This is a genomic window from Myxococcales bacterium (genome assembly GCA_012517325.1).
Taxonomy (GTDB): domain Bacteria; phylum Lernaellota; class Lernaellaia; order Lernaellales; family Lernaellaceae; genus JAAYVF01.
Window position 1 is genome coordinate 41,287 of record JAAYVF010000007.1, and the last position, 14,659, is coordinate 55,945.

The window sequence follows — 14,659 nt, forward strand, 5'->3', positions numbered from 1 at the left end:
GCCCGTTTTCACCCGCATCGCGGATCGGTAGAATGACGCCACATGCATGAAATCGGCGCAATGGCCTTCAGCCTGTTTTTTCTACTCCTGACTTGGGGTGTGGGCGAAATCATTTTACCGCTACGTTTGCCGTTGCCCAACGGCACACGCGGCGTGACGGCCACGGCCATCGGCGGCGCGATCGTTTCTTTTTGGCTGACCATCCTCGCCGCCTTTCACCTATTCAACGCGACCGCGATCCGGTTGGTGATCGCCCTGGCGGGAGTTGCGTTGCTGTGGGCGATCATCCGCCGCCTCCGCCGGAAAATCGCGTTTGCCGCGCCGGGCCAGGCGGAAGCGGCGCTGCTGGCCGGCCTGTTGATTTTTTATTTGCCGGCCTTGTTGATGGCCGCCGCCCCGCCGTTCATGCGCGACGGGCTGGTTTATCACCTGGCGTCGGCGCGCCGTTTTCTGGCGGCCGGCGGGCTCGTCTACCAACCGGGAAATTTCTTTTTCGCCTTTCCCAAGGCGCAGGAAATGCTGGCCGCGCTGCTGCTGGGAACCGGCGGCGAAACCGCCGCGCAAGCCTTCGGAGTCTGGCAGCAGTTGGCGGCGACCTGGGGTCTTTACGCCCTGGCGCGGTCGCAATACGGCAAAACGCCCGCGTTGGTGGCCGCCCTATCGTTCGCGACCCTGCCCACGGCGGTCTGCTTCAGCGGCTGCGGGTACGTCGAGCCGGCCATTTCGTTAGGGCTGGTCGCGGCGCTGATCGTTCTTTTCGGCCGGCGGGATAGCAAGGATCCGGCCCTGGTTCTCTGCCTGGGGCTGCTGGCCGGGTGGCTGGTCGCCCTGAAATACACCGGCCTGCTCTATGCCGGGATTTTTGGGTTGATGCTGCTTTTCGGCTTGCGACGGCAAGGCTGGCATAAGGCGCGGCGGGCCATCGGATTGTATGTTCTGGCGTTGACACCCGGGCTTTTCTGGTACGCGCGCAACTGGCTTTTACTGGGCAACCCGGTTTTTCCGTTCGCCTATTTATTCTTCGGCGGCACCGGTTGGGACGCCGGACGCGCGCTGGCTTACGGCGAATATCTGCGCGCTTACGGCCTGGGACGCGGACCGGCCGATTATCTGTTGCTGCCTTGGCGGATGGCGATGGACGGACGCTTCGACAGCATGGTTTTCGACGGCTACCTGGGGCCGATCGTTCTGGTGACGACGCTTTTCGCGCTCGGCTCCCTGGCGACGTGCCGGGACCGCCGCCTGCCGGGCGCGCTGGCGGCCGTCGCGCTAAGCTTTTTGTTTTTCGCCGTCGGCTCGCAACAAACCCGGTTTTATTTGCCAACCCAGATTTTCGCGGTGGTAGCCGGTCTGCCGTCGTTGGCGATTTTTCTGCAATGGCTCGAGGAAAAAGCGCCTCGACGCCGCGTATTTGTCGCCCTTTTGTTTTGCGCGCTCGTCGGTTGGAACCTCTACGTCTGGCTCGCCGAAGCGCGGCAACTGAATTTTTACCGGGTCGTTCCGGGGTTTGAACGCCGCGAAGAGTTCCTGGCCCGCCATGTTCCCGGTTATCCGGCGTTACGCTGGATCAACCAAAACCTGCCGCCGTCGGCGCGCCTGCTTTACGTCCTGACCGGCAATTATGCCTACTATTCGCATCGTCCTTACGTCGCCGACAGTTTCATCGAAGACTTCACCCTGCGCCGCTACCTGCGGTTGAACCCCGCCCCCGAAACGGCGGCGACCGCTTTGCTCGGGGACGGCTTCACCCACCTGCTCGTCAACCAGAACCTGCTGGAAAAGAGTTTACCGCCGGAGGAAAAGAAACTTTTCTCCTTACTGAAGCGTGACTATCTCCGCGGGGTTCGCGGCGATGATAAATTGTCCTTGTATCAAATCATCCCGTCACCCGCCGCTAAAACGTCGCGCTGAACCCGCTTGGCGTCTTTCTCCCATTCCCGGCCTTTTCGGACTATTCATTTCACTTCTTGACAGACGCCGCGATTTACGAAAAATGCGCTACGGACGCAGGGCGACTTTTGATTGAGCAACCGGGAGAGAAAAATGAACAGACAAAAATTAAGTTACGAGCACGGCACCAGCGAATTTCCCCTCTTGCACCTGACCATCGGCGAGCTTTTCGACCACATCGCCGAGACCTTTCCCGATAACGAATGCGTGGTTTCCGTCTATCAAAAAGCGCGCTTTACGTACCGCGAATTCAACGATCTGACCGATCGCCTGGCGAAGGGTTTGCTGCTGCTGGACGTCAAACACGGCGACCGCGTCAGCCTCTGGGCGATCAATCGTTGGGAATGGGTGGCGATGCAGGTCGCCACGGCCAAGATCGGCGCGGTGCTCGTGAACATCAACCCCGCCTATCGCACGCACGAATTGAAATACGCGTTGCAGCAATCCGAATCGAGCACCCTGGTGCTGATGGATTCCTACAAATCGTCGAAATACCGCGAGATGCTGTTGGAAGTCTGCCCGTCGATCGCGCTGGACGCGCCGGGCCGGACGAAGATCGACGACCTGCCCAATTTGCGCAACGTCATTCTCATGGACGGCGAATCGGCCGGCATGTTCCCGTTCAACGACATTCTCGAATCGGGCGGGCCGGTGCCGCAGGAGGAACTGCGCCGGGTTCAGGCCGAGCTCGATCCCGACGATCCGGTCAACATCCAATACACCTCGGGCACGACCGGCTTCCCCAAGGGCGTGACGCTGACCCACTTCAACATCATGAACAACGGCCACCACGTGGCGCACATCATGAATTTCACCGACCGCGACCGCCTCTGCATTCCGGTCCCCTTCTACCATTGCTTCGGCATGGTGCTTTCGAACCTGGTGTGCATGTCGCAAGGCGCGACGATGGTCATTCCCAGCCCGACCTTCGAGGTCGAGGCCGTGCTGAAAACCATCCAGGAAGAGAAATGCACGGGGCTCAACAGCGTGCCGACGATGTTCATCTCGCTGCTGGCGAGCCCGAACTTCGACCAATACGATTATCGCACCCTGCGCACGGGCATCATGGCCGGCGCGCCCTGCCCGATCGACACCATGCGCGAACTGATCGACCGCATGAACATGCGCGAGATCGTCATCGGCTACGGCCAGACCGAAGCCTCGCCGATCACCACGATGACCCGCCCGCAGGACTCGCTGGAAAAGCGCGTCGCCTCCGTCGGCCGCGTCGTCCCGATGCAGGAAATCAAGGTGATCGACCCGGCGACCGGCCTTACCGTGCCGCGCGGCGTCCAGGGCGAAATCTGCTTCCGCGGCTACCAGATCATGCGCGGCTATTACAACAATCCCACCGCCACCGCCGAAGCCATCGACGCGGCCCGCTGGCTGCACAGCGGCGACCTGGGCGTGATGGACAACGCCGGCTACCTGAAGATCACCGGCCGCATCAAGGAAATGGTGATTCGCGGCGGCGAGAATCTCTACCCGCGCGAAATCGAGGAATTCCTCCGCGGCCACGACAAGGTGCTTGACGTGTACGTGATCGGCGTGCCGGACGCGAAATACGGCGAGGAACTGATGGCCTGGGTGTTGCCGCGCGACGGCGAAACCCTGACCGAGGAAGAAATGCGGGCCTACTGCAAAGGCAAGATCACCCACTTCAAGGTGCCGCGTTACTGGAAGTTCGTCACGAGCATGAACGAATTTCCGATGACGGTCACCGGCAAGATCCAGAAGTTCCGCATGCGCGAGCAGGCCATCGATGAACTGAACCTGCACGACGCCGCGAGCATCAAGACGGCGTAGGCCGGTCGGTACTACCAACGGCTGTGAATTCCAGCTTGCGCACGGAAAGACCGTGACGCGGATCGCGCCGCGGATTTATTTCTCCGGTTCCAGGATCAACACGCCGGTCGCGTTTTTCTCCCAATCGGCGAAGCCCAGCTTCATCGAGGCGCCCTGCCCCTTGAACCACAGCGGCAACAGGTCGTCGTAATGGTTCGAGCTGGGCCGGCCGCTCTGCCCGCCGGGCAGGCACATCCGCGACGCGGCCAGATCGTTCAAGTCGGCGTTGACGCGCAGCACCGGGCCGTACTTGATCGGGAAGCGCCACATCTCCGAGCGCATGAACTGATGTTTGTTGACGCCGTTGCCGGTGCCGTCGGTGGGCAGCGGGCCGCGGTTCAGATAGCCGGCCAGCACCTTCTGATCGCCGAAGTTGTGCTTGAGCACGAACGGCGCCACCGTCGTCCACTTCCAGTCGTCCACTTCCTCGCCGTAATTCTCGACCAGCGCCTTCACCGCGTCCCGGAACGACGCCGCGATCACCTCGGCCGCCGTTTCCCGCCGCTCGGTGCGGCGATCATCCCAGGCCGGGTTTTCAGGGTCGGCAAAAATATTGAAAACGAACGGTTCGGCGTTGAAGAAGCCGAGAATGAACGACAACGATTCCGGCCGCATTTCGTCGGCCAGCGTATTTTCGAGAATGAAGGCGTTGAGCGTCTGGAACAGGCTTGAACCGGCCTCGTTAGGCCCCGCGTGACCGTCCCAGGCCGACAAGGCCTTGGCCGCCTTGGCGACAACCGGATCGGCATCTTTGAGCAGCGGTTGGAGCGCCTGGGTATAAAGCGGCTTCACTTGCAACCAGCCAAGATCCATGTCGTCGCGCTGCAAATCGGCCATCTGCTCGACGATCGGCCGGCCGTCGTTGCCGGCGCCGAGCACCTGCCAGATGCGGCCGATGCGTTGCGGCACATCGCCGTCCAGCGCGATCGGCGCGGCGAACGACTCGGGTTGGATGACCTGGTTGTTCGCGGTGCCGAGGAAATGCTGCGGCGGATTGAGGATCCACGGCAACTCGGCCGGCGAATAAAAGCTTTCCCATTCGTAGGTGCCGGTCCAGCCGGGAACCGGGATCGTGCCCAGGTGGCGGGTGCGTTTCGGCAGGCGGACGCTGCCGACGTAAAGCAGGTTGCCGCCGTCGTCGGCCAGCGACCAATGGCCGATCATCGCGGTGAAATCGAGCAGCGCGGTGCGCGCCTCGGTGACGTTGCGGGAAAGGTACAGGTTGCGCAGGGCGGAAATCGGCTTGCCCCATTCGTTATCACGCCGCAGCACGACGATCGGGAACTCCGGCGGCAGCCGGTCCATAAAATCGTTGATCACCACGCCGTGGCGGGTCGTGCGCACCTGGTGTCGCTCCTCGCGGAACTGGCCGTTCTTCAGCCTAATCTTGAAGACTTCTTCGCGGGTTTCGAACGGCATGGCCTGGCCCTGGTAATAATAATGGCCGGGCTTGTCGGGCACGAGTTTTTCCACGTACACGTCGGTGACGTCGGCCCAGTTGGACGTCGGGCCCCAGGCGGTATGGCCGTTGGTGCCGAAGGCGATCGCGGGCAGGCCGACGAACGCGCCGCCGATCACTTCGTAGGAGCCGGCCTCGCAGTTGTCGCATTTGAGGTGCGCCAGATAGCCGAGCGACGGCAGGAAATGCGGCATGTGCGGATCGCCGCAAAACGCGGCCTTGCCGGTGCCGGTCCAGACGCCGTCCACCGCCCAGTTGTTGCTGCACGAGAAGCCGCGGCCCCAGCCTTCCCACGGCGACTCGGACACCGGCGCGGGCGGATTCGCCGTCACCTTCAAAGGATATTGCTTGGCGTAATCGGCGAGGAATTCCTGCAGTTCCGGCGCGACGGGCGGAATGCCGGCAAAGGGATCCTGGGCCGGTTTTTCGCCGATCAGATGCGGGCCGAGATCGTATCGCGCCGGCCAGACCCGCAGCGCGCGGTCGAGGTTGGCGTTGGTCTGTACCTGGTAAATCAGAAATTCCAGGCGCGAGAGTTCCAGTTCCCAGTTTTTGCACAAGCCGAACCGGATCATCGCGATCACCAGGCCGGTATCGGTCGTCGTCCAGGGCTCGGGTTCGTAATCGAGCAGCCGAAACTCCATCGGCAGCGGCTCGCGGCGCGCGGCCTCGTTGATGCCGTCGGCGTAAGCCTGCAGTAGCCGGCGATCCTGGGGCGAAATGTCGGCCAACAAGGCTGCCGCGTCTTTGTACAAACCGATCATGCGGCTCAAGATTTCCAGCCGTGTCATCACGCCGGATTCGTCGCGGTCGCCGATCAATTCGCGCAACCGGCCGGCCGCGGCCATTTTGAGCGTTTCCAATTGAAACCGGCGGTCCCGACCCTGAATGTAACCGAAGGCGTAGTACAGGGAATATTCGTCGCCGGCCTGAATGTGCGGAATGGCGTATGGATCGAGGTAAATCTTCACGGGGCCGGGCAATCCCTGCACCGGAACGCGAACCTCGCCTTCCGTGGCCACCCGGTCGGGAGACACGCGGTAGTTGACGTAGCGCACAGCGGCCGAGCCGCAACCGCCGACCAGAATTCCAAGCACCCCCGCCAGCGCCAACCAGAGAACCGCTCGTTTGCTCATTGAACCGCCCTTCCGTTATGTACATTTATTGCGGTTTAGAGAATGTAAATCCCTTTTTCATCATTTGATGCGATTTGTCAAATTCCCTCAAGGCGCGCGGCATCGTAACGACTTGATAACGCTTGTTTTCGCTCATTGTTTGCTTGCCCGAGCCATTCGATCCATCTATGATGAAATCGGTAAAAAAAGAAGGTAGGAAACAATGTTTTACAAGGTCCTGCATATCAGCGCCGCCAGCGGTTTTTACCGCGTTGAACGCTATCCGATCGGTGAAGTGGTAGGGCCGCTCGACATCGGCATCGAGTTGTACGACAAAACCGGCGGCCTGACCATCGGCGCCGGGTTGCTGGCCGGGTCCATCCTTCCCGGCACCAATCGGTTGATCGTTTGCGGCCGTTCGCCGGCTTGGGGCGGTTTTTATGTTTCGACGATGGGCGGCGCGGCGCTAATCTTCGACAATCTCGGCTTGAACGCGATTCATCTCACCGACCACCATCCGATTCCCGCGGTGCTGCTGCTCAACCGGGAGCATGGCGAGGAGATCCAGGTGCGACTGCTGCCGTTGCCGCTGGAAGCGATCTGGCGCGGCTACCGGGATTACCACGGCTTCTACGCCCTGTCGCATTGGGTTTGGGATCAATTCGCCGGCGAATACAAAGAAACGCCGCGCATCCTGGCAACCGGTCCGGCCGCGCTGGCAACCGATTTCGGCGCTCTCGGTTCGCTGGTGCCGCATGCCGACGGCCTGTCGCCCGTCGATACCTGGGCGGGACGCGGCGGTTTCGGCACCAAGCTGCTGCGGGATCACGGCATCGCCGCCGTCATCTACGGCGGCAGCGTCGTGGACGAGGATTTCCGCGACCGCAAGGTGGCCGACCAATGGTTCGAGAACCGCTACCTGAAAAAAATGAAAATCAAGGATCTCGAGGCGACTACCAAGTACCGGTACGATCCGCTCGTCGACACCGGCGGCACCTTCGGCGTCAATTACGCCAAAATGGGCGGCCGCTTGCTGGCGTTCAATTACCGTTCGGTATTGCAGGGCGAAGCGGAGCGCGAAGCGCTGCAGAACCAACTGATCAAGGATCATTACCTACGGCAATTCAACGAGGAAACCATCCAAGGCAGACAGTTCAAAACGTGCGGCGAGCCCTGCGCGGCGGTCTGCAAAAAAATGATGGGGGAGTTCAAAAAGGATTACGAACCCTATCATGCCATGGGACCGCAAATCGGCGTGTTCGATCAGCGGGCGGCGGAACAGGTAGTGCATCATAGCGACGCCATGGGCTTCGACGCCATTTCCCTGGGCGGCATACTATCCTGGATCGGCGAATGCCTGGAAACCTCGCTGTTAACGCCGGACGAGTTGGGGTTGCCCGGCAAATTCAAATTCACCGCCGGGAATTTCGACCGGGAAGCCGACTCCCGCGATAACGCCGACCTGGCGATCCGGCTGATTGATAAAATAATCGCTCGACATCCGTTGCTGGATTTATGGGACGGCGCCCGCTCCCTGGCGCGCCGCCTGGCCGCGGAACGCCACGAGCCCCGGATTGCGGACTGCCTGGTTGTCAACGCTTTCGGCAATCGCGGCTGGATGGTGCCGAACCAATATTGGACCCCCGGCGTCTTCAGCCCGATGGCGGTGATGGGGAAATACTATCAGCATTACGGTGAGGATTATCTGCCGCCAAGGAAATTGGGCGCCGCCAACGCGGAACGCATGATCCGGGAAATGATGGTGGACAATTCCGGCATGTGCCGTTTTCACCGCGCTTGGTCGGAGGATTTGATCCCCGACATATTTCGGGAACTCTACGGCGAATCAATCGACATGCTCGCGCATCACCGGCGCCTGGCCCAGCGGCTCACGGCTCGAAACCAGTCCAATCCATGGGAAGGCCGGCGGATCGTGGAAATCATCGCCGCCTTCCTGCGGCGCAAAATCGAAGTGGAAGGCCAAACCGACCCGGAGCTGTCGGCCTGGCACGATCGTTTTCTCGCCGAGCCGAAAATCGCGGCGCTCGACTTCTGGTACGAAATTCACAAAGGGGTACGGATGGCGCTGGTCGATTAAACCGGACCGTTTTCGGGCGAAGAGAAAACGAATTTCGCGAGGAAATATCGCAGGTCGCGGCCCAGGCTGCCGCGGCGAAGCCCGCGGTAAAGCCGCTGGGCGAAATACCCCACCCGCCAATAGAAGCCGCGATAAAATCGGCGATAGGCGTTTTGAATCGTCACGGCGTCGAGGCGCGGATGCCGAAAAGCGATTGAATACTGGTGAAAATTGAATTGGCTCCAGTCGGTGGTCGTCAGGCGGCCCTCGTTTTTCCACTGCTGATAGATCGCGGTCCCCGGGAACGGCGACAGAATGGAAGCGCGGGCGAAATCGGGCCGTAAGCGCCGGGCAAAACGCGCCGTTTTTTTCAACGAAGCTTTGGTATCCTCCGGCAGTCCGAGGATGAAGAGCGCCAACGATTCGATGCCGGCCTGGCGGCAGAGCCGGACAGCCGTTTTGAATTGAGACAGCAGTTCGTGTTTGCCGATCGCTTCCAGGACCAGCGGATCGCCGGTTTCGATGCCGAATTGAATGCGGTAGCAACCCGCCCGGCGCGCCAACCGAAAGAATTCCCGATCCGTTCGCTCGGCGCGAATGCCGTTTTTCAGCTCCCAAACCAATTTCAGCGGCTGGTTTACCAACAAGCGGCAGATTTCCTTGGCGCGCTCCAGATCGGTCGTAAAACCGTCGTCTTGAAAATGCACCTCCTCGAATCCGATCGCCGCCAATCGCCGGAGTTCTTCGATCACGCGTCCCGGGCTCTTCGCCCGCCAACGGCGGCCGAAGACTGCGTTACTGGAACAAAAGGTGCAGTGAAACGGACAGCCGCGGCTCGTTTCGCAATTCGCGATGCGCCGTTTTTTCCAGAACAATTGCGGGCGGTCGTACCGCTTCAGGTTGAAGGCGGAATAATCGGGAAACGGCAATTGGTCCAGGTCGGCGATCCGTTCGCGCGGCGGATTGGTAACGATTTTCAGGCCATCGCGCCACAGCAAGCCGGGAATGTCCCGCCAGGCGACGCCGCGCAGCAAATCCTGCCAGGTGCGCTCGCCCTCGCCGATGACGACGGCGTGAGCGCCGGATTCGATCAACGACGCCCGCGGCAAAACCGTGGCGTGAACGCCGCCAAGGACGATTTTCGCGTTCGGGCTGAGCGCCGCGACCCGGGCGACGATCTTTGGCACGCTCGGAAACGCCGCGGTATAAGCGGTGAGACCGACGATTTCCGGTGGATCATTAATCAATTGATCGGGCAGTGCCGATTCATCCGCGACGAACGGCGAGCAATCGACGATGCGCGGCGAATGCCCGGCCTCGACGGTCGCGCCCGCCAGCGCCGCCATTGCCAGGGATGGCGCCACCGGAGCCGCGGCCAGCGTTCGCCGATAAATATCGAAAGGCATGGCCGACTGGATAAGCAGCGAGCGCATCTTCCCTCACTAAAATAATATAATTTTCGTTCGGTGATGACTCATGCCAATGGTGAAATCCTGCCCACTTTTCGGTTATACCTCGTTCAACAAATAAAACAAGTCCATTCTTTTGATTTACTTCGCGGACGGCATTGATTAATCTAACGCGAATATTCGAGACAACCAGTTTACAGCCGCGAGTCGGGCAGTAGAGGCGGATGAACAACAAGGCCGAAATTCTCCTGATCAATCCGGCGGGAAAGCACATCGTCGGCGACCGCACGCCGCCCTACGGTTTACTCAGCCTGGCCGCCGCGCTGCCGCGCGAAACGCCGCTGCGCCTGCTGGACCTGCGGTTTGAAAAGCATTCGGCCGTCGAATCCGCCTTGCGGTCGCCGGAATTACGCCTGGTGGGTATCTCCTGCCTGACCGGAAAGCAGGTCGGCCAGACCGCGGAATTAACGCGCCTCGTTCACGCGAGGACGAAAGCGCCGGTCGTCTGGGGCGGCATTTTCCCCACGCAGATGACCGAAATGTCCTTGCGGCAAGGCGGCGCGGACGGCGTGGTGCGCGGCGAAGGCGAAGTGGTCTTTCGCGCGCTCGCCGCTTTGCCATCGTTGCCCGCGGCGGCCGAACCAGCGGGGTTCGCACGGCTGACCACTTCCGGTGAATTGAGCGGCGAAAAATCGCTCGGCGTGCGCCTGGATTTGGCGGAACTCCCCGACCCGCGATTCGACCTGGTGGATGTCCGGCGTTACATCGAACACGGGCCCTACGGCCCGGCGTTTTCCCTGCTCACCTCGCGCGGCTGCCCCTGCGAATGCGCCTATTGCTACATGAAATCCATTTACGACCGCCATTGGCGGGGGCACACGGCGGAATGGGTGGTCGAGCTGGTGCGGCGGCTGCACCGCGATTACGGCATCCGCCATTTTCAATTCATGGACGACAACTTCATGACCAGCCTGGAGCGGGTGCGCGAAATCGCCCGCCGACTGATTGAGGCGCGCCTCGACCTGACCTGGGCGGTTTTCGGCGCCACCGTCGTTTCCTTGAACAACCTGGGCCTCGAAGGCCTGCGCCTGCTGCGCCGCGCCGGCTGCCGGATCGTCAACATCGGCACCGAATCCGGCTCCGAGATCATTCTGCAGATGATTCACAAAAACGTCGATCTCCCCACGTTGCTGAAGGTCAACGGCTGGATGAAGGAAGCCGGCCTCAAGCCTTCCTACAATTTCATGTCCGGCTTCCCCGGCGAAACGGATGCGGACGTGCGGGCGTCGGTCGACCTGATGCTGCGGCTGAAGAACGAGAATCCCGCCGCCGATTGCGGCACGATCAAGCTGTTTCTGCCCTATCCCGGCACCGAGTTGTACGAGGTCGTGCGGCGCGATTACGGTTTTCAACCGCCGGCCGAGCTGTCGTTCTGGAGCCGTTACAGTTGGTCGGAGGCCGACGGCCTGGACATGCCGTGGTTGGAGCCGCGCCGCAAGAAACGCCTGCTGTTGCTCTACTACCTGTCGATCCTGATGAATCCGCGTTACCTGTTCATCCGGTCGCGGTTTTTCCGTGCCGCGGCGTTTGTGCTCTACCCGCTGACCCGTTACCGTTTTCGGCGGATGCGCGTCGACACGGCGCTGCTGCCGCGGCTGCTGCACTGGATCTACAAAAAGCTCTGAGTCCGGAGGGAAAGAGATGAAGCGCGTCGGTTTCATTTTGAAGGTCAGAGCGGAGAAGCTGGCCGAGTACAAGCAACACCACACGAAAGTCTGGCCGGAAATGCAGGAAGCGTTGCGCCGGCACGGCTGGCACAACTATTCGCTGTTTTTGCGCGACGACGGCCTGATGTTCGGCTATTTCGAAACCCCCGTCGACTTTCAACACGCGCTGGACGGCATGGCCGGCGAGGAAGTGAACGCGCGCTGGCAGCAAATGATGGCGCCCTATTTCGAGGCGCTCGGCGGCCGCAACCCCGACGAGGGCATGGCCGAATTGACGGAAGTTTTTCACCTCGATTAACGGGTCGGCGGCTATCGCCTTTCGCGGAGGCGCGCCTCGTCGGCGCGAATCGCCTCGATCCACTCCGTCCCGGCGGGTACCCGTCCGCGCGAACAGAATTCGTTCCAGACGGCGCCCAGCGGCAGGGCCTTGCACTCTTCCAGCCACGCCAGGCGGCCGAAGCCGTCGCCGGCCGCTTCCCGCTCGCGCAACCGTTCGGTCGGTTCTAGCAAAGCGAAGAGCAAAGCCTTGAGGGTCGCGCGCGCGCCGGTCACCCAGGCGCCGACGCGGTTGATCGACGCATCGAAAAAGTCGAGTGCCAGGTGCACGCGGTCGAGGCCGTCGGCGCGGACGATTTCCTGCATCAGCGTCACCAACTCGTCGTTGAACAGCACCACGTGATCGCTGTCCCATTTGACGCCACGGCTGACGTGAATGAGCAGTTCCTCGCGGAAGGTCAGCAAGGCCGAGATTTTTTCGGCGACTGATTCGGTCGGGTGATAATGGCCCATGTCCAGGCACATCATCACGTCCTGATTGCGCGACCAATCCAGATAGAATTCGTGCGAGCCGACGACGAAACTTTCCAGGCCGATGCCGAAGAGCTTGCTTTCCACGCTGTCCTTGAGCGCCGCGCGCGGGAACGTCGTCGTGTAGATTTCGTCCAGGCTCTCGCGCAGGATTTCGCGGCGCAGCCGGCGGCTGACGGTCTCGTCCTTCGAGCCGTCGGGAATCCAGAGGTTGTGACCGCACGGCGTGCCCAGTTCCTCGCCCATCCAGGCGCCGATTTCGCGGCAACGTTTGACGTGCTCGATCCAGAACCGGCGGACTTTCTGATCGCTGTGGCTCAGCGTATAACCCGATTCGGCGAGCGGATGCGCGAACAAGGTGGCGTTGAAATCCAGCCCGAGCCCGCGTTCGCGGGCCCAATCGACCCAGCCCCGGAAGTGGTCGGGGCGAAAGCTGTCGCGCGGCACGTACTCGCCGCCGAATTCGCCGTACGTCGAATGCAGATTCACGCGATGCCGGCCGGGAATCAACGCCAGCGCCTTTTCCAGATCGTCGCGCAGCTCGCGCGGCGTGCGCGCCCGCCCCGGATAATTGCCGGTCACGGCCAGGCCGCCGCCCGACAGGGCCGCCCCGGCGAGCTCGAAACCGCCGACGTCGTCGCCCTGCCAGCATTGCAGCGAAAGCGGAACCGTTTCGAGGGCGGCCAGCGCCGTTTCGGTATTGACGCCGCAATCGGCGTACACCTTTCGCGCCGCCGCATAGGCTTGTTCGATCTCGCGCGCGTTCATTGCTTCTCCTTTACGGGTGATCGCTTTCGTTCGCTCGCGACAACAGTGCGCGGAACCGCGCCAGCGCCTCTTCCCAGTCGTCTCGCCCACGCGGCTCGTAACGTTCCATCTTGCAGGACCGCTTGACCACCGAGCGCAGTTCGGCCGGCGACCCGATCGTTCCGTCGGCCATCGCCTGCACGAGCAGGTTGCCGATCGCCGTCGCTTCCGCCGGTCCGGCGTAAACCGGTACGCCGGTGGCATCGGCCGTCAGTTGGCAAAGCAGGCGATTTTGCGAGCCGCCGCCGATCACGTGAATCCGGTTGATCGGCCGGCCGGACAATTCGCGTATCTGCTCCAACACCAGCCGATATTTGAGCGCCAGGCTCTCCAGCACCAGCCGCGCCGTCGCGCCTTTATTTTCCGGCGCCGGTTGGCCGGTGCGGCGGCAGTAAGCCGCGATCGCCGCCGGCATGTCGGGCGGAGCGAGAAATGCCGGATCGTCCGGATCGACGAACGACCCGAACGGCGGCGCGGCCGTGGCCATTTGCGCGACCGTCGCGTAATCGAGCGGCGTTTCCGGCGCCCAGGCGCGGCGGCATTCCTGCAACAGCCATAGTCCCATGATGTTTTTCAGCACGCGGAAGGTGCCGCCGATGCCGCCTTCGTTGGTGAAATTAGCGGCTAGCGAAGCGGCCGAGATCACCGGCTCATGCGCTTCGAAGCCCATCAGCGACCAGGTGCCGGAACTCAGAAACGCCCAGTCCTCGCCTTCCGCCGGCGTCGCCGCTACCGCCGACCCGGTGTCGTGCGTCGCGACTGCCGCCAAGGGGATACGCCCCAGCCCCGTCGCCGCGGCCGTTTCCGCGTCGAGCCGTCCCACCATAGTGCCGGGCGGCACGACCGGCCGCAACAACGACCGCGACAGGCCCAGCGCCGCGAGCAGGTCCGCGTCCCAATCCATCGTCAGCGGATTGAACAATTGCGAGGTCGTGGCGAAAGTGAACTCCGTCTGTTTTTCGCCGCCCAGCAGGTAATAAAAAAGATCGGGGATGAACAACAGATCGGTCGCCGCCGCCAGGAGCGGCGAACGGTCGCGCACCATGGCTTCGAGCTGAAACAGCGTGTTGATCGGTAGGAGTTGAATGCCGGTGCGGTGGTAGACCGCCGCGCGCGGCATCTTGCGGAAAAACGAGTCCATCGCGCCGTCGGTGCGGCGATCGCGGTAGGCGTACGGCAGGCCGAGAATTTCCTCGCCGGCCAGCAGCGCGAAATCCACGCCCCACGTGTCGATGCCGATGCTGCGCAACTCGGCGTTATCTCGTTGGGCCGCAGCGCGCAGACCGTCCCGCAAATGCGCGAGCAAGCCCGGCACGTTCCAATGGCGATGGCCGCGCAGCGCGATCATGCCGTCGGGAAAACGATGCAGTTCCTCGATCGCCAGCCGGCCGTCGGCCAGGCGGCCGAGAATCGCGCGACCGCTTTCCGCGCCCAAATCGAAGGCCAGGTAAGACGTCGTCATG

Annotated in this window: 9 protein-coding genes; 5 read left to right on the forward strand and 4 right to left on the reverse strand. The window is 61.9% G+C overall.

What is annotated here, in order from left to right; all coding sequences use genetic code 11:
- Nucleotides 1-42 precede the first annotated feature (42 nt).
- Complete coding sequence (locus tag GX444_01255; GenBank protein ID NLH47209.1) at nucleotides 43-1,911, forward strand: hypothetical protein; 1,869 nt, start codon at nucleotides 43-45, stop codon at nucleotides 1,909-1,911.
- 132 nt (nucleotides 1,912-2,043) lie between these two features.
- Complete coding sequence (locus GX444_01260) at nucleotides 2,044-3,756, forward strand: AMP-binding protein (GenBank protein ID NLH47210.1); 1,713 nt, start codon at nucleotides 2,044-2,046, stop codon at nucleotides 3,754-3,756.
- Nucleotides 3,757-3,831: 75 nt separating this feature from the next.
- Here GX444_01260 and GX444_01265 read toward each other — a convergent pair whose 3' ends face one another.
- Nucleotides 3,832-6,390: a penicillin acylase family protein gene (locus tag GX444_01265; GenBank protein NLH47211.1), complete on the reverse strand. Its 2,559-nt coding sequence runs from the start codon at nucleotides 6,388-6,390 to the stop codon at nucleotides 3,832-3,834.
- Between the two features lie 202 nt (nucleotides 6,391-6,592).
- Here GX444_01265 and GX444_01270 point away from each other — a divergent pair, with 202 nt between their 5' ends.
- A complete protein-coding gene (locus GX444_01270) occupies nucleotides 6,593-8,467 on the forward strand; it encodes an aldehyde ferredoxin oxidoreductase (protein ID NLH47212.1) in 1,875 nt (624 codons plus the stop codon).
- Here the strand turns inward: GX444_01270 and GX444_01275 are convergent.
- A complete protein-coding gene (locus tag GX444_01275; protein ID NLH47213.1) occupies nucleotides 8,464-9,879 on the reverse strand; it encodes a radical SAM protein in 1,416 nt (471 codons plus the stop codon). The genes GX444_01270 and GX444_01275 overlap by 4 nt on opposite strands.
- Before the next feature lie 200 nt (nucleotides 9,880-10,079).
- On the opposite strand from GX444_01275, the gene GX444_01280 reads away from it, so the two are divergent.
- The gene (locus tag GX444_01280) at nucleotides 10,080-11,540 is read left to right on the forward strand and encodes a B12-binding domain-containing radical SAM protein (protein ID NLH47214.1); all 1,461 of its coding nucleotides are present in this window, start codon (nucleotides 10,080-10,082) and stop codon (nucleotides 11,538-11,540) included.
- A gap of 16 nt (nucleotides 11,541-11,556) precedes the next feature.
- Nucleotides 11,557-11,880: an L-rhamnose mutarotase gene (locus GX444_01285; protein NLH47215.1), complete on the forward strand. Its 324-nt coding sequence runs from the start codon at nucleotides 11,557-11,559 to the stop codon at nucleotides 11,878-11,880.
- 11 nt (nucleotides 11,881-11,891) lie between these two features.
- On the opposite strand, the gene GX444_01290 is transcribed toward GX444_01285, so the two are convergent.
- Nucleotides 11,892-13,157, reverse strand: a complete 1,266-nt coding sequence (locus GX444_01290; GenBank protein NLH47216.1) for an L-rhamnose isomerase — start codon at nucleotides 13,155-13,157, stop codon at nucleotides 11,892-11,894.
- Nucleotides 13,158-13,167: 10 nt separating this feature from the next.
- Nucleotides 13,168-14,658 carry a rhamnulokinase gene (locus tag GX444_01295; protein NLH47217.1) on the reverse strand — a complete coding sequence of 497 codons (1,491 nt, stop codon included), beginning with the start codon at nucleotides 14,656-14,658 and terminating at the stop codon, nucleotides 13,168-13,170.
- Nucleotide 14,659 lies beyond the last annotated feature (1 nt).